This window comes from Mesorhizobium sp. B2-5-7, from assembly GCF_006440875.1.
GTDB lineage: Bacteria > Pseudomonadota > Alphaproteobacteria > Rhizobiales > Rhizobiaceae > Mesorhizobium > Mesorhizobium australicum.
In genome coordinates, this window is the sequence record NZ_VFUO01000001.1 from 693,273 (window position 1) to 707,684 (window position 14,412).

Consider the following 14,412-nt stretch of genomic DNA (forward strand, 5'->3'; position numbering starts at 1 on the left):
AGATCATCCTTACCCATCACTCCGCCGCTTCGCGTTTGCCTCCAGGGCGACGCTCCAGCAACTCCTTGAGGAACTGGCCGGTGTAGCTGCGCTTCTCCCGCACGATCGCTTCCGGTGTGCCGGACGCCACCAGTTCGCCGCCGCCGTCGCCACCTTCAGGGCCGAGGTCGAGCACCCAGTCGGCGGTTTTTATCACTTCGAGATTGTGCTCGATGACGACGACGGTATTGCCCTGGTCGACCAGTTCGTGCAGCACTTCCAGCAGCTTGGCGACGTCGTGGAAGTGCAGGCCTGTGGTCGGCTCGTCGAGGATGTAGAGCGTCTTGCCGGTCGCCTTGCGCGACAGTTCCTTGGCGAGCTTGATGCGCTGCGCTTCACCGCCGGACAGCGTCGTCGCCTGCTGGCCGATATGAATGTAACCAAGGCCGACCTGCTTCAGCGTCTCCAGCTTGTCGCGTACGCCGGGTACGGCGGCGAAGAAATCGACGCCTTCCTCGACGGTCATGTCGAGCACGTCGGCGATCGACTTGCCCTTGAACAGCACGTCGAGCGTCTCCCTGTTGTAGCGCTTGCCGTGACAGACGTCGCAGGTGACGTAGACGTCGGGCAAAAAGTGCATCTCGATCTTGATGACGCCGTCGCCTTGGCAGGCCTCGCAGCGGCCGCCCTTGACGTTGAAGGAGAAACGGCCGGGCTGATAGCCGCGCGCCTTCGCTTCCGGTAGCCCGGCGAACCAGTCGCGGATCGGCGTGAAGGCGCCGGTATAGGTGGCGGGGTTCGAACGCGGCGTGCGGCCGATCGGCGACTGGTCGATGTCGATGACCTTGTCGAGGAACTCCAATCCCTCGATGCGGTCATGCTCGGCCGGATGTTCGCGCGAGCCCATGATGCGGCGCGAGGCAGCCTTGAACAGCGTCTCGATCAGGAAGGTCGACTTGCCGCCGCCCGATACGCCGGTGACGGCGGTGAAGGTGCCGAGCGGGATTTCGGCGGTGACGTTCTTCAGATTGTTGCCGCGCGCGCCGACGATCTTCAGCCGCCGGTTTTTCTTCGCCTCGCGGCGCACGCCGGGCGTTGCCACTTCGAGCGCGCCCGACAGATATTTGCCGGTGATCGAATTGGGGTTGGCCATCACCTGCTGCGGCGTGCCCTGGGCGATGATCTCGCCGCCATGGATGCCTGCGGCCGGACCCATGTCGACAACGTAGTCGGCATGCAGGATTGCGTCCTCGTCGTGCTCGACGACGATCACGGTGTTGCCGATGTCGCGCAGGTGCTTGAGCGTATCGAGCAGGCGCGTGTTGTCGCGCTGGTGCAGGCCGATCGACGGCTCGTCCAGCACGTAGAGCACGCCGGTGAGGCCTGAGCCGATCTGCGAGGCCAGCCGGATGCGCTGGCTTTCGCCACCCGACAGCGTGCCGGAATTGCGCGACAAGGTGAGATAGTCGAGCCCGACATCGTTGAGGAAGCGCAGACGCTCGCGGATTTCCTTCAAGACGCGGACAGCGATCTCGTTCTGCTTGTCGTTGAGCTGCGCCGGCAGGTCGGTGAACCATTTGTCGGCGTTGCGGATCGACTGTTCCGTCACTTCGCCAATGTGCTTGCCGGCGATCTTCACCGCCAGCGCCTCCGGCTTCAGCCGGTAGCCCTTGCAGACCGGGCAGGGCGTTGCCGACATGAAACGCTCGATCTCCTCGCGCATCCAGGCGGATTCGGTCTCCTTCCAGCGCCGTTCGAGATTGGGGATGACGCCTTCGAAGGTCTTGGTCGTCTTGTAGGAGCGCAGGCCGTCATCATACTGGAAGGTGATCTCGCGCTCGCCGGTGCCGCGCAGGATCGCTTCCTGGGCCGGCGCTGAAAGATCCTTGAACTTGTCGCCGAGCTTGAAGTCGTACGCCTTGCCCAATGCCTCGAGCGTCTGCGAGTAATAGGGCGAGGTCGATTTCGCCCATGGGCTGACGGCGCCGTCGCGCAGCGACACGTTCTCGTCCGGCACCACGAGGTTGGGGTCGATGGCGCGCTGGCTGCCGAGACCGTCGCAGGTCGGGCAGGCGCCAAACGGGTTGTTGAAGGAGAACAGCCTGGGCTCGATTTCCGGAATGGTGAAGCCGGAAACCGGGCAGGCGAACTTTTCCGAGAACAGGATGCGCTCATGCGTCTCGTTCTTCGACTTGTTGACCGAATCCTCGCCAGTCTGGCTGGCATCGAGCGGCCTGTCGGCGAACTCGGCCACTGCCAGCCCCTCGGCCAGCTTCAGCGCCGTCTCGATGGAGTCGGCAAGCCTTGTGGCAAGGTCGCCGCGAACGACGATGCGGTCGACGACGACGTCGATGTCGTGCTTGTATTTCTTGTCCAGCGCCGGCACATCGGCGATTTCATAGAAGACGCCGTCGACCTTGACGCGCTGAAAGCCCTTCTTCTGCAACTCCAGCAGTTCCTTGCGATATTCGCCCTTGCGGCCGCGCACGATGGGCGCCAGCAGGAACAGGCGCGTGCCTTCCTCGACGGCCAGCACCCGGTCGACCATCTGGCTGACCGTCTGGCTCTCGATCGGCAGGCCGGTGGCCGGCGAATAGGGCACGCCGACGCGGGCAAACAGAAGGCGCATATAGTCGTAGATCTCGGTGACGGTACCGACCGTCGAACGCGGGTTCTTCGACGTGGTCTTCTGCTCGATCGAGATGGCCGGCGACAGGCCGTCGATCTGGTCGACGTCCGGCTTCTGCATCATTTCGAGGAATTGCCGGGCATAGGCCGAGAGGCTCTCGACATAGCGGCGCTGGCCTTCTGCATAGATGGTGTCGAAAGCAAGCGACGATTTGCCGGAGCCCGACAGGCCGGTCATGACGATCAGGCTGTCACGCGGCAGGTCGAGATCGACATTCTTCAGATTGTGTTCGCGCGCCCCGCGAATGGAAAGATATTTATGGTCGGCCATGTCAGGTCGCCGCCTCAGATCTGGAATTTGTGGGATCGGCGGGTTTCCCCGGCCATTCCCTATGTAGTTATTTTTGCCGCCACGTCGAGAGACGCCACAATTCTCGACAGAAGTCGTTTAACCGCCTTTCGCGCGAGGGGGCAAGCGGAAAGAACAAAGGCCGAACACGCTCCTGACAAAGCTGTTCGGAAGCTGACCCGAACGTAAGCTCCCGGCGATCACATTTTTCCGTAACCGGCTGTTGATGGTTGACGCGGCCAACTCACGGGAGCAGTCTTGCGAAGTCAGCGAAGCCGGCCGTCTATCGATGGCCTCGCCGCCCCAAGGCGGCCTGCGAGACGCCGCAGGCATTTGCGATTTGCGCTTCACGATGACAATGTCGCAACGGACAAGAGGAGCGGAGCATGACGCCACCGGATAGTCCCCCAGGGCTTCAGTTGTTACTGGAGCCGCGGCAGGCATAAGTGCCAAGGGCAGGCGTTTGCGCCACCCGACAAACCGTGACCTGCCGTATCCCTGAAAATCAGAGACTGCTAGTCGGATCGTCGGCTGAATGCCGCGAAGCATCCGAAATCAAACGCCGGCAGTACACTCCCGGCAAAAATGGATTTGAGATCCAGAAAAGCCCCGTCCGTTTGCCCAAGGCACGGCGGGGCTGTTCTTTTGGGCGGGCTCCAGTTGGAAGGCCCGATCTTTGCCTATCTGGGTGGCTTGATCCCGCCAACTCCGACATCGACGGTGATGCTGCCGGAAATCCTGACATCGGTATTGCCGATCTTGAACTGCCCGTTGCCGCTGCTGGGGAACGCGTCGTCGGGTTCGGGCACCGGGGCCGGCTTGGCGATGCGATAGTCGCCGGTTACGCCGGGCAGGGCGCCTTTCCGAACCGACGACGAGGCCTCGTCGGCAAGTGCCGACCTGGACACAAGGCCGACGATGGCAAGCACCATGGCGGCCGTGACACGGTGCGATGTTCTTGATCGATGAGTGTCGGTCATCCCTTGTTATAGGGGCCTGCCGCCACCGGAGCCAGAGCGGGATCGTCAAATCTTCGACAAGCAGCAGGATTTGACCTCACTCTGGTCCTACGCAGCCTTTTTGCGGGTGTCGAACACATGGTCGACGATGCCCCAGGCCTGGGCCTCGCGGGCGGTCATGAAATGGTCGCGGTCGAGCGTGCGCTCGACGTCTTCATAGCTGCGGCCGCAATGCTGGGCGTAGAGTTCGGTCATGTGGCGTTTGGTCTGGCCGATGCGTTCGGCGTGCCGCTGGATGTCGGAAGCCTGGCCCTGGAAGCCGCCCAGCGGCTGATGCAGCAGGATGGTGGCGTTGGGCAGGGCGATGCGCCGTCCGGCCGTGCCCGCCATCAGCAGGAACGATCCCATCGATGCTGCAAAGCCCATGCACACGGTCGACACCGGGCAGCTGATATACTGCATCGTGTCGTAGATGGCGAAGCCGCTGGTCACCATGCCGCCGGGCGAGTTGATGTAGAGCGAGATCTCCTTCTCGGGATTGTCCGACTCCAGTGACAAAAGCTGCGCGCAGACCAGCGCCGAGACGTCGTCGTTAATCTCCCCGTTGACGAAGACGATGCGCTCGCGCAGCAGCCGCGAAAAAATGTCGAATGCGCGTTCGCCGCGGCTCGATTGCTCGATTACCATCGGCACAAGACTGGCAACACCGCTCATTTTCTGTCTCCAATTTTCCGTGTTCAAGCCGCGTGCAGCAGCAGAAGGCGTGGGGTGTTCGCGGCTATAGGCGTGCCGGTCCCGTGCAGCGAAAGTCGGCAGCCTGCCCCCGCCATGGCCACGGCCGGCATCGCCTTGCGAGCAAAGCCGTCATGGAGGATGCGCAGATGCGTGCCGCCGGAAACGGTTCGGGCGAGTGTGAAGGTGACGGTGCTGTCGAGCGGGTGCGTGGCATCGTCCGACCGCTCGCGCCAGGAATAGCGCAGCAGGCGTTCGGGCTCGGCATCGAGAATCTCGCATTCGATCGCCGCGTCTTGACCGGCGAAGGCAAAGCGGCTGCCGGTCTGCGGCCTGATGTCGTTGGGCATCATCCAGGCGGCGAGCAGTTCCGGCACGGTCAGCGCCCGCCAAACCTTTTCCGGCGGCTCGGCAAGATCGTATTCGAACTCGATCGCATCGGGAGAGACTTCGCTTTGGCTGTTCATTGATCCATGTCCTTCAAAACCGTCTTCAGCCTTTCGATGCGCTCCGGCCAGAAGGTACGGTAGCGTTCGATCCATGAGAGCAGCGGGGCAAGCCCCTGCGGATCCGCACGATAATAGGCGTTGCGGCCGGCCCGCCGCTCGACCACGAGGCCGGCGCCCCGCAGCACCGCCAGATGCTGCGACACCGCCGGTTGCGACACCGTCAGGCCGCTGCGCAATTCCGACACGCTCATCTCGCTTGTGGCGAGACGCTCGAAGACGGCGCGGCGTGTCGGGTCGGCCAAGGCGCGGAAAATCTCTGCTTCGATCATGACAAAAGCATAAGTCGATACTTATCGATTTGGCAAGCGCTGTTTTGAGACCCATATGCGGCGTTCCGGCATTGCTGCCATTCCTTGACAATTGGCCGCAGTGCATATAGGAACGAAAAGGGAACAAAAACCTTGTGGGAAAAGCCAGCCTTGGCAAGCGGCTGACGTGCGTAGCCTGTAAGGTGCTGCGACAAAAATTTGTTTCGGATAGCGCGGAGAAATATCATGGCGGGTAGCGTCAACAAGGTCATTCTGGTCGGCAATCTCGGCGCTGACCCTGAAATCCGCCGCCTGAACTCGGGCGAGCCGGTCGTCAACATCCGCATCGCGACGTCGGAAAGCTGGCGCGACAAGAATTCCGGCGAGCGCAAGGAAAAGACCGAGTGGCATAACGTCGTCATCTTCAATGAGGGCATCGCCAAGGTGGCGGAGCAGTATCTGAAGAAGGGCATGAAGGTTTATGTCGAGGGCCAGCTGCAGACGCGCAAATGGCAGGACCAGACCGGTGCCGACAAATACACGACCGAAGTCGTGCTGCAGAAATTCCGCGGCGAGTTGCAGATGCTCGACGCGCGTGGCCAGGGTGAGGGCGGTCAGGTTGGCGGCTACAGCGGTGGCGGCAGCAGCCGTGGTTCCGATTTCGGCCAGTCGAGCCCGAACGAAGGGTTCAACCGCGGTGGCGGCAACGCTCCCAGGGGCGGCGGTGGCGGTGGTTCGTCGCGCGAACTGGACGACGAAATTCCATTCTGATCGAAAGCCGCACCAAATAGCGAATGCCTTTACTTGATATGCCCCGAGGGTCCGCATGGACTTTCGGGGTTTTGCATGGTGGTTTTGAGCTGACGTTGGCGCGATCAGAGACGTACTGGCGATGAAGGCACGGGTAAAATGGGTCGAGGAGCGCACCTTCGTCGGCGAGTCCGGCAGCGGCCACAAGGTCGTGCTGGGCACGGCGTCAGGCCCGGAAGGCAAGACGCCGGGACCGAGCCCGATGGAACTGGTGCTGATCGGCACCGGCGGCTGCTCGGCCTATGATGTCGTTCATATCCTCGAAAAGGGGCGCGAGGCCGTCGAGGATTGCGTGGTCGAGCTCGATTCCGACCGCTCCGAAACCGATCCCAAAGTGTTCACCCGCATCCATATGCATTTCATCGTCAAGGGGCGGGCGCTGTCCAGCGACAAGGTCAAGCGGGCAATCGACCTTTCGATCGAAAAATACTGCTCGGCCTCCGCCATGATGGCCAAGACCGCGACGATTACCCACGACTTTGAAGTCATCGATACGACCGCAGAATAAGCGGCCTACGAGGCCATCAGCGCCTTGATGCCATCTGCCACGAACTGCACGGCCAGTGCCGCCAGGATAACCCCGAGCAGGCGGGTCAGGATCGAGCGGCCGGTCTGGCCGAGGATGCGGTCGATGCGTTCCGACAGCACGAATACCAGATAGGTTATGACGAGACAGACAAGAATGATGCCGACCAGGGCCGCCTGCGCCGCAAAACCCTGAAACGAGCCTGAGAGCAGCACCGTCGCTGAAATCGCGCCGGGGCCGGCGATCAGCGGGATCGCCAGGGGGAAGGCGGCGATGTTGTGGATCATGTCCTTGGTGATGGCGACGTCGCCGATCTTTTCCTTGCGGTCCTGTCGGCGCTCGAACACCATTTCAAAGGCGATGAAGAACAGCAGGAATCCGCCGGCGACACGGAACGCCGGCAAGGTGATGCCGAACACCGACAGGATCGATGCGCCGGCCACCGCAAACAGCGCCATCACCAGAAAACCGATGACCGAGGCGCGCACGGAAACCTGGCTGCGCTCCTCGCGGTTCATGCCGCGCGTCACGGCGAGGAACAGAGGCGCCAGCCCAGGCGGATCGATGGTCACGAGAATGGTGACGAAGGCATTGAACAGGCTGTCGAAACTCGGCATCGCTGACCCTCCCGCCGGGCCAAGCCCGTACCCACATTGGTAGAGCAAAGCCCGGTCGGTGGGAACAGTCAGAACCGCAGGTTAGGCGGCAGCGCCGCAATAGGCCTCCAGGCGATAGCCGTCCGGATCGACAACGAAGGCCGCGTAATAGTTCTCGCCATAGTCGGCGCGCAGGCCCGGTCCGCCATTGTCGCTGCCGCCTTCGCGCAACGCCCCGGCATGAAAGGCACCGACGCTATCCCGTGTCGGCGCGGCGAAGCAGAAATGCAGGCCGGATCTTTCGTCCGCCGGCACCGGGCGCGCCGCCTCGTTGACCCACAGCGCGACAGCCTGGGGCGCGACAGCCTGGACACCATAGCCGAGCGAACCCGGCGATTGGCTGACGCAAGTGAAGCCGAGCGGCCTCAGCGCGGCATCGTAGAAACGTTTGGAGGCAGCGACGTCGCGAACGCCGATCGAGATATGATCGAACATGGTTTTCTCCATTGTCACAAAGGGTTGTGGTGTCATCTTTCAGATTGACGACGCGCCAGGAACTCGACTTCGAGGTGCCAGTCGGCGCCGTCATGCGAGCGCTCGCCGAGCCATCGGAAGGAATTCTCGGTGATGCGCGAAAAGCTCCAGCGTACCGAGGAACCAGTGCCGTCGGCGCCGACCTGCACGATCGTGTCGCCTTCGGCGCGGCCGAGCTGGCGGCTGAAATACTGGTTGCGCGGGTCGCTCCAGAAGATGTGCCAGGCACCGACTCCAGGGTCATAGACCCGCAGCGTCGTGCCGTAAAAGGTCCATTTGCCAAGCGATGGCGAGGGGCCGGCGTCACGCGCGGGCAGGATCCAGACGTCCTGGATGGCGCGGCCTTCCAGCGCCCAGCCGAAGTGCACCTCGCCGCGTCCGGTCAGCACCGTGCCGTCCTCGAGATGGCGCGCGGCGTCAAACGTCCACGCACCGACGAAGCGGCCGTAAAGGCTCAGTTTTTCGGCAAGCCCTTGGATCGGTCCGGGACTGTGCAAGGCTTCGGCAAATGTGGATTGGCCGGGCATGGCTGCGATCTCTTCTTGTCAGGAGACCGCGAGCAATAGGTGCCGGCGGGGTTTTGGGCTTGGGAAAAATTGCTATATTTCAGCCATGACGGCGACCGCGAACACCCTTGCATCCGGACCTGGCTGGCACGTAGCGGATGTGATCTGCACGGCCAGCGCCGGCGACCGACCGTTCGAGGAAGTCCATCGGGATTTTTGCGTCGCGGCGGTCACCAGTGGCACCTTCCGCTATCGCGCACAGCAAGGCACCGCAATGCTCGCGCCAGGCAGCCTCCTGCTTGGCAATTCCGGCACATGCTACGAATGCGGGCACGAGCATGGCAGCGGCGACCGTTGCCTCTCCTTCCATTTCGGGCCGGCCTATATGGACCGGATCGTCGCCGACGTACCGGGCGCTGGGAAGCTCACCTTCGAGACGCCCCGCCTGCCGCCGTTACCCGCCATCGCACCGCTGCTGGCCGAGGCGGAAGCCGCGCGCGACATGGCCGACGCAGGCGCCTTCGAGGAACTTGCCCTACGCATCGCCGGTGCCGCCGTGGCGACAATCTCAGGCGCAAGGCACGCCAGTCGCGATCCAAGCCGCCGCGACCAGAAAAGGGTTGCCGAGGCGGTGAGGCGGATCGAACTGGATGCCGACGGACCGGTCTCGCTTCCAGCGTTGGCGGATGAGACCGCGACCAGTCCCTATCATTTCCTGCGCACCTTCCGGCAGGTTGCCGGCATGACGCCCTATCAGTACCTGCTCAGGACCCGATTGCATCGCGCGGCGGTGCGATTGCGCACGTCCAACGATGCCATCTCGGCAATTGCTTTCGAAGCCGGCTTCAACGATCTGTCGACTTTCAACCGCCGGTTTCGGCGGGTCATGGGCGAGACGCCGGGCCGGTATCGGTCCGGGCGGGTTGGCAGCCGCTGAAAAGTTGTCACGAGGTCCAATTGATCGCGCTCGCGGCGTTCGTCTGGGGAAAACGGTCCATTGCCGGCTTTTGCCTTGGTGGCGGCGAAAGCGCCTTGGCCATATCGTCGCAATCAGTGGTATCCATTTGAAATTACCACCAAAATTGACACTGGAAAAGTGCCGCGGACATTGGAGTTTCGGCCTCGCTTCCTATATAAGCAGCGAGTGATTCCTGATTAGATTGTGATCCGATTTGACCGACCAGAAGACACCGCGCGGCACAGACGGCGGCCCCAGCGGCATCGAGCCGATATCCATCATCGAGGAGATGCAGCGCTCCTATCTCGATTACGCAATGAGCGTGATCGTCAGCCGTGCGCTGCCCGATGTGCGCGACGGCCTGAAGCCGGTGCACCGTCGCATCCTCTATGCCGCCCATGAGAGCGGCTACCACTGGAACCGCAAATATGTGAAATCGGCGCGCCCCGTAGCCGACGTGATGGGTAAATACCATCCGCATGGCGACGCCTCGATCTATGACGCCCTGGTGCGCATGGCGCAGGACTGGTCGTTGCGCGTGCCGCTGATCGACGGGCAGGGCAATTTCGGTTCGATCGACGGCGATCCGCCGGCGGCGATGCGCTACACCGAATCGCGCCTGACCAAGGTCGCGCACGAGCTGTTGGAGGACATCGACAAGGATACCGTCGATTTCCAGGACACTTATGATGCTTCGGACACCGAGCCGAAGGTTCTGCCTGCGCGCTTTCCCAATCTGCTGGTCAACGGTTCGGGCGGCATTGCCGTCGGCATGGCCACCAACATTCCGCCGCACAATCTCGGTGAAGTCTGCAACGCCGCTATTGCCGTCATCGACAATCCGGCGATCGACCTGCCGGCGCTGATGGAGATCATTCCGGGCCCCGATTTTCCGACCGGCGGCATCGTGCTTGGCCGTTCCGGCATCTACAGCGCCTATTCCACCGGCCGCGGCTCCATCGTCATGCGTGGCAAGGTCAACATCGAACAGCGCGGCAATGACCGCGAATCGATCATCATCACCGAGGTTCCCTACCAGGTGAACAAGGCCTCGATGATCGAGAAGATGGCCGAACTGGTGCGCGACAAGCGCGTCGAGGGCATTTCCGACATCCGCGACGAAAGCGACCGCCAGGGTTATCGCGTCGTCATCGAGCTCAAGCGTGACGCCGTTGCCGACGTCGTCCTCAATCAGCTCTACCGGTTCACGCCTCTGCAGACCTCTTTCGGCGCCAATATGGTGGCTCTGAACGGCGGCAAACCGGAGCTGCTGAACCTGACCGACATGCTGAAGGCGTTCGTCACCTTCCGCGAGGAGGTGATCAGCCGGCGGACGAAGTTCCTGCTGCGCAAGGCGCGGGACCGCGCCCATGTGCTGGTTGGCCTGGCCATCGCCGTCGCCAACATCGACGAGGTCATCAAGCTGATCCGTACCGCGGCGGACCCGCAGACGGCGCGCGAGCAGTTGATGGAGCGGCGCTGGCCCTCGGGCGATGTTGAATCGCTGATCCTCCTGATCGACGATCCGCGCCATCGTATCAACGAGGACGGCACCTACAATCTGTCCGAGGAACAGGCGCGCGCTATCCTCGAACTGCGCCTGCAGCGCCTGACCGCGCTTGGCCGCGACGAAATCGCCGATGAGTTGAATACGATCGGCGACGAGATCAAGGACTACCTCGACATTCTGTCGTCGCGCGCGCGCATCCAGCAGATCGTCAAGGACGAGCTCGCCGCCGTGCGCGACGAATTCGGCACGCCACGCCGCACCGAGCTCACCGATGGCGGCGCGGACATGGAAGATGAGGATCTGATCCAGCGCGAGGACATGGTCGTGACGGTGAGCCATTCCGGCTACATCAAGCGCGTGCCGCTGTCGCTCTATCGGGCGCAGCGCCGCGGCGGCAAGGGCCGCTCCGGCATGTCGACCAAGGAAGAGGATTTCGTCACCCGGCTGTTCGTGGCCAACACCCACACGCCGGTGCTGTTCTTCTCCTCGCGCGGCATCGTCTACAAGGAAAAGGTCTGGCGGCTGCCGATCGGCAACCCGCAGTCACGCGGCAAGGCGCTGATCAACATGCTGCCGCTGGAGCAGGGCGAGCGCATCACCACCATCATGCCGCTGCCCGAGGACGAGACGAGCTGGGGCGATCTCGACGTGATGTTCGCCACGACGCGCGGCACCGTGCGCCGCAACAAATTGTCCGACTTCGTCCAGGTCAATCGCAACGGCAAGATCGCCATGAAGCTGGAGGAGGAGGGCGACGAAATTCTCGGCGTCGAGACCTGCACCGACAATGACGACGTGCTTCTGACGGCGAATTCGGGCCAGTGCATTCGCTTCTCCGTCGGCGACGTGCGCGTCTTCCAGAGCCGCAATTCCGTCGGCGTTCGCGGCATAACCATGGCTGAAACCGACCGCATCATCTCCATGTCGGTGATCGAGCATGTCAATGCTTCACCGGCGGAACGCGCCGCTTACCTCAAGCGGGCGGCGTCGGAGCGGCGGCTTGCCGCCGAGACAGCCGGAGAGGAAGAAGAGATCGCGCTCACCAATGAGGAGATCGGCGAGGAGACCGAGCTTCCAGACGACCGCTACGAATTCCTCAAGGCGCATGAGCAGTACGTGCTGACGGTGACCGAATATGGATACGGCAAGCGCTCGTCGTCCTACGACTTCCGCCTGACCGGCCGCGGCGGCAAGGGGATCCGTGCCACCGACGTGTCCAAGGCAGCCGAAATCGGCCAGCTGGTGGCAACCTTCCCGGTCGGCAATGACGATCAGATCATGCTGGTGTCGGATGGCGGTACCGTCATCCGGGTGCCGGTCAATGGCATCCGCTTCGCCAGCCGCGCCACCAAGGGCGTGACCATCTTCAACACGGCTGAAGGTGAAAAGGTGGTTTCGGTCGAGCGGATTTCGGAGCCGCAATCGGACGAGGAAGTGGAAGAGGCCGTCGAGGGTGGCGCGGGGCCGGATTCGAATGACAGCGGTCCGGACAACGCCGAATAGTTCCTGGTACGTTTGACATAGCAACGCCGGCCTGTCGGCCGGCGCGGCAGCGTTGCGGACTGTCTTAGTAGTGGCGATACGGCTTGCGCAGGCCAAAGCCTTCGAAGCGCTTGGTGGTGGCCTTGACGCGGATGCGCTGTGCTTCCTGATGCAGCCCGAATACTGTGGCGATCAGCATGGCGACGGTCATTGCGGTGGCGAGCATGTAGATCAGCATGTGCGTGTTCTCCTGCGCCTTACAACGGATATATGGGACTTTGGTTTCATCTTATTAAGGGTGCAGCCTAGTGAACGCTGCGTGAAGGCTTCGTGATCAGCGTGTTCATCTGTCGTTCATGCGCCGGAAAAGGTTCATGGGCCGCCTGCCAATCGGATTTGCCTTTGTGATAGAGGCTCGCTAGAAGCTCCGCCATGACCGAACGCATCGCCCTTTATGCCGGCTCCTTCGACCCGCTGACCAACGGCCATCTCGATGTGCTGAAAGCGTCGCTGGCGGTTGCCGACATTGTTTATGCCGCGATCGGCATTCATCCGGGCAAGAAGCCGCTGTTTTCGTTCGAGGATCGGGTGCAGTTGATCGAAGCCGCCGCGAAAGCCGAATTCGGCCGTGACGGCGCTCGCATCAAGGTGGTCGCCTTCGATGGGCTGGTGATCGATGCGGCCAGGAGAGAAGGCGCCTCGATCATGATCCGCGGTCTGCGCGACGGCACCGACCTCGACTACGAAATGCAGATGGCCGGCATGAACGAAACCATGGCGCCTGAATTGCAGACGGTTTTCCTGCCCGCCAGCCCGTCGGTGCGCACCATTACCGCCACACTTGTGCGCCAGATAGCCTCGATGGGCGGCGACATCCGCCCCTTCGTGCCGGCGGCCGTGGCCGGCGCGCTCACCGCAAAATTCGCGAAATAAGCTCGGAGAACCCTCATGCAGCTCAAAAGGCTCGCCTCATTCCTTGTTGTGCTCGCCGGTCTCGTGACCGCATCGGTCTCGGCCTATGCCGCAGATCCGGAAAACACGATGATCATCACGCTGAAAGATGGCGACGTGACCATCGCGCTGCGCCCCGATCTGGCGCCCAAGCATGTCGCGCAGATCAAGAAGCTGGTGCGTGACCATGCCTACGACAATGTCGCATTCCACCGTGTCATCGACGGCTTCATGGCGCAGACCGGCGACGTCAAGTTCGGCAACATGAATAAGGGTTTCAATGCCCAGGCCGTCGGCACCGGCGGCTCCGACCTGCCCGACCTGCCTGCCGAGTTCTCGCAGGCCGAGCATTACAAGCGCGGCGTGGTCGGCATGGCCCGTTCGCAGGATCCGAACTCCGCCAATTCGCAGTTCTTCATCATGTTCGCACCGGCGCCGCCGCTCGATGGCCAGTATACGATCGTCGGCAATGTCGTCAGCGGCATGGACCTGGTGGACAAGATCAAGAAGGGCGACGAGGCGGACAATGGCACGGTCACCGATCCCGACCGGATGATCAAAGTGCGCATCGCCGCCGACAAATAGTTTCATTTTTACAAAAGGATATCTGACATGGCTGAGATCAAGGACCGCGAGAACGCGCTCATCATGGAAACGACCAAGGGCAAGGTCGTCATCGAACTGTTTCCCGATTTGGCTCCTGGCCATGTCGCCCGCATCAAGGAATTGGCGCGTGAAGGCGCCTATGACGGCGTCGTCTTCCACCGCGTCATCGAAGGCTTCATGGCCCAGACCGGCGACGTGAAATTCGGCAATTCCAGCAAGCCCAGCTTCGCGCCGTCTCGCGCCGGCATGGGCGGCTCGGAAAAGCCTGACCTGAAGGCCGAGTTCTCCAACGCGAACCACGGCCGCGGCACCTGCTCGATGGCTCGTTCGCAGAACCCGAACTCGGCCAATTCGCAGTTCTTCATCTGCTTCGACGACGCCGCGTTCCTCAACCGCCAGTACACGGTCTGGGGCCAGGTCATCGAGGGCATGGACAACGTCGACAAGATCAAGCGCGGCGAGCCGGTGCAGGATCCCGACAAGATCGTGTCCCTAAAGGTCGCGGCCGACGTCAAGTAAGGACAAACGA

The 14,412-nt window shown here is 62.3% G+C and carries 16 protein-coding genes; 7 read left to right on the forward strand and 9 right to left on the reverse strand.

Annotated features, from left to right (window positions below; translation table 11 throughout):
- Positions 1 to 16: 16 nt before the first annotated feature.
- The 5 genes from uvrA to FJ543_RS03335 form a co-directional block, all read right to left on the reverse strand.
- A complete protein-coding gene (gene uvrA, locus FJ543_RS03315; protein WP_140716864.1) occupies positions 17 to 2,938 on the reverse strand; it encodes an excinuclease ABC subunit UvrA in 2,922 nt (973 codons plus the stop codon).
- Positions 2,939 to 3,636: 698 nt separating this feature from the next.
- Positions 3,637 to 3,936: a hypothetical protein gene (locus tag FJ543_RS03320; RefSeq protein ID WP_140873759.1), complete on the reverse strand. Its 300-nt coding sequence runs from the start codon at positions 3,934 to 3,936 to the stop codon at positions 3,637 to 3,639.
- Between the two features lie 87 nt (positions 3,937 to 4,023).
- Positions 4,024 to 4,629, reverse strand: a complete 606-nt coding sequence (locus FJ543_RS03325) for an ATP-dependent Clp protease proteolytic subunit (protein WP_140716866.1) — start codon at positions 4,627 to 4,629, stop codon at positions 4,024 to 4,026.
- A gap of 23 nt (positions 4,630 to 4,652) precedes the next feature.
- Positions 4,653 to 5,114 (reverse strand): SRPBCC domain-containing protein, encoded by a 462-nt coding sequence (locus FJ543_RS03330; protein WP_140873761.1) that lies wholly within the window; start codon positions 5,112 to 5,114, stop codon positions 4,653 to 4,655.
- Positions 5,111 to 5,425, reverse strand: a complete 315-nt coding sequence (locus FJ543_RS03335) for a metalloregulator ArsR/SmtB family transcription factor (RefSeq protein WP_015317709.1) — start codon at positions 5,423 to 5,425, stop codon at positions 5,111 to 5,113. Before FJ543_RS03335 ends, FJ543_RS03330 begins: the two co-directional genes overlap by 4 nt.
- Positions 5,426 to 5,650: 225 nt before the next feature.
- On the opposite strand from FJ543_RS03335, the gene FJ543_RS03340 reads away from it, so the two are divergent.
- Together FJ543_RS03340 and FJ543_RS03345 are read left to right on the forward strand one after the other, a co-directional pair.
- Positions 5,651 to 6,175, forward strand: coding sequence for a single-stranded DNA-binding protein (locus FJ543_RS03340; protein WP_023773877.1), 525 nt, complete (start codon positions 5,651 to 5,653; stop codon positions 6,173 to 6,175).
- 121 nt (positions 6,176 to 6,296) lie between these two features.
- On the forward strand, positions 6,297 to 6,722 hold the full coding sequence (locus FJ543_RS03345) for an OsmC family protein (RefSeq protein WP_140873763.1): 426 nt from the start codon (positions 6,297 to 6,299) through the stop codon (positions 6,720 to 6,722).
- Between the two features lie 5 nt (positions 6,723 to 6,727).
- Here the strand turns inward: FJ543_RS03345 and FJ543_RS03350 are convergent, their stop codons facing one another.
- From FJ543_RS03350 to FJ543_RS03360, 3 genes are all read right to left on the reverse strand, one after another.
- Positions 6,728 to 7,357: a MarC family protein gene (locus tag FJ543_RS03350; protein ID WP_015317712.1), complete on the reverse strand. Its 630-nt coding sequence runs from the start codon at positions 7,355 to 7,357 to the stop codon at positions 6,728 to 6,730.
- Positions 7,358 to 7,438: 81 nt separating this feature from the next.
- Positions 7,439 to 7,831: a VOC family protein gene (locus FJ543_RS03355; protein ID WP_015317713.1), complete on the reverse strand. Its 393-nt coding sequence runs from the start codon at positions 7,829 to 7,831 to the stop codon at positions 7,439 to 7,441.
- Between the two features lie 32 nt (positions 7,832 to 7,863).
- Positions 7,864 to 8,397 (reverse strand): hypothetical protein, encoded by a 534-nt coding sequence (locus tag FJ543_RS03360; RefSeq protein ID WP_140873765.1) that lies wholly within the window; start codon positions 8,395 to 8,397, stop codon positions 7,864 to 7,866.
- Between the two features lie 85 nt (positions 8,398 to 8,482).
- On the opposite strand from FJ543_RS03360, the gene FJ543_RS03365 reads away from it, so the two are divergent.
- Both FJ543_RS03365 and gyrA read left to right on the forward strand, forming a co-directional pair.
- The gene (locus tag FJ543_RS03365) at positions 8,483 to 9,313 is read left to right on the forward strand and encodes an AraC family transcriptional regulator (protein WP_015317715.1); all 831 of its coding nucleotides are present in this window, start codon (positions 8,483 to 8,485) and stop codon (positions 9,311 to 9,313) included.
- 235 nt (positions 9,314 to 9,548) lie between these two features.
- The gene (gene gyrA, locus FJ543_RS03370) at positions 9,549 to 12,347 is read left to right on the forward strand and encodes a DNA gyrase subunit A (RefSeq protein WP_015317716.1); all 2,799 of its coding nucleotides are present in this window, start codon (positions 9,549 to 9,551) and stop codon (positions 12,345 to 12,347) included.
- 64 nt (positions 12,348 to 12,411) lie between these two features.
- Here the strand turns inward: gyrA and FJ543_RS03375 are convergent, their stop codons facing one another.
- Positions 12,412 to 12,564 (reverse strand): hypothetical protein, encoded by a 153-nt coding sequence (locus FJ543_RS03375; RefSeq protein ID WP_015317717.1) that lies wholly within the window; start codon positions 12,562 to 12,564, stop codon positions 12,412 to 12,414.
- A 194-nt stretch (positions 12,565 to 12,758) separates the two neighbouring features.
- Between FJ543_RS03375 and coaD the strand changes: the two genes are divergently transcribed.
- From coaD to FJ543_RS03390, 3 genes are read left to right on the forward strand one after another with little or no spacing between them, the layout of a single operon-like run.
- On the forward strand, positions 12,759 to 13,259 hold the full coding sequence (gene coaD, locus FJ543_RS03380) for a pantetheine-phosphate adenylyltransferase (RefSeq protein ID WP_015317718.1): 501 nt from the start codon (positions 12,759 to 12,761) through the stop codon (positions 13,257 to 13,259).
- A gap of 15 nt (positions 13,260 to 13,274) precedes the next feature.
- Positions 13,275 to 13,862 (forward strand): peptidylprolyl isomerase, encoded by a 588-nt coding sequence (locus FJ543_RS03385; protein ID WP_140616324.1) that lies wholly within the window; start codon positions 13,275 to 13,277, stop codon positions 13,860 to 13,862.
- A 27-nt stretch (positions 13,863 to 13,889) separates the two neighbouring features.
- The gene (locus FJ543_RS03390; protein WP_015317720.1) at positions 13,890 to 14,402 is read left to right on the forward strand and encodes a peptidylprolyl isomerase; all 513 of its coding nucleotides are present in this window, start codon (positions 13,890 to 13,892) and stop codon (positions 14,400 to 14,402) included.
- Positions 14,403 to 14,412 lie beyond the last annotated feature (10 nt).

What these genes read in the sequence shown, in the direction of transcription:
- coaD (WP_015317718.1), top strand. Translation starts at nt 12,759, where the DNA reads ATGACCGAACGCATCGCCCTTTATGCCGGCTCCTTCGACCCGCTGACC.
- FJ543_RS03375 (WP_015317717.1), bottom strand. Translation starts at nt 12,564, where the DNA reads ATGCTGATCTACATGCTCGCCACCGCAATGACCGTCGCCATGCTGATC.
- FJ543_RS03355 (WP_015317713.1), bottom strand. Translation starts at nt 7,831, where the DNA reads ATGTTCGATCATATCTCGATCGGCGTTCGCGACGTCGCTGCCTCCAAA.
- FJ543_RS03345 (WP_140873763.1), top strand. Translation starts at nt 6,297, where the DNA reads ATGAAGGCACGGGTAAAATGGGTCGAGGAGCGCACCTTCGTCGGCGAG.
- FJ543_RS03330 (WP_140873761.1), bottom strand. Translation starts at nt 5,114, where the DNA reads ATGAACAGCCAAAGCGAAGTCTCTCCCGATGCGATCGAGTTCGAATAC.
- FJ543_RS03390 (WP_015317720.1), top strand. Translation starts at nt 13,890, where the DNA reads ATGGCTGAGATCAAGGACCGCGAGAACGCGCTCATCATGGAAACGACC.
- FJ543_RS03340 (WP_023773877.1), top strand. Translation starts at nt 5,651, where the DNA reads ATGGCGGGTAGCGTCAACAAGGTCATTCTGGTCGGCAATCTCGGCGCT.
- FJ543_RS03365 (WP_015317715.1), top strand. Translation starts at nt 8,483, where the DNA reads ATGACGGCGACCGCGAACACCCTTGCATCCGGACCTGGCTGGCACGTA.
- uvrA (WP_140716864.1), bottom strand. Translation starts at nt 2,938, where the DNA reads ATGGCCGACCATAAATATCTTTCCATTCGCGGGGCGCGCGAACACAAT.
- FJ543_RS03320 (WP_140873759.1), bottom strand. Translation starts at nt 3,936, where the DNA reads ATGACCGACACTCATCGATCAAGAACATCGCACCGTGTCACGGCCGCC.
- FJ543_RS03325 (WP_140716866.1), bottom strand. Translation starts at nt 4,629, where the DNA reads ATGAGCGGTGTTGCCAGTCTTGTGCCGATGGTAATCGAGCAATCGAGC.
- FJ543_RS03385 (WP_140616324.1), top strand. Translation starts at nt 13,275, where the DNA reads ATGCAGCTCAAAAGGCTCGCCTCATTCCTTGTTGTGCTCGCCGGTCTC.
- FJ543_RS03350 (WP_015317712.1), bottom strand. Translation starts at nt 7,357, where the DNA reads ATGCCGAGTTTCGACAGCCTGTTCAATGCCTTCGTCACCATTCTCGTG.
- FJ543_RS03335 (WP_015317709.1), bottom strand. Translation starts at nt 5,425, where the DNA reads ATGATCGAAGCAGAGATTTTCCGCGCCTTGGCCGACCCGACACGCCGC.
- FJ543_RS03360 (WP_140873765.1), bottom strand. Translation starts at nt 8,397, where the DNA reads ATGCCCGGCCAATCCACATTTGCCGAAGCCTTGCACAGTCCCGGACCG.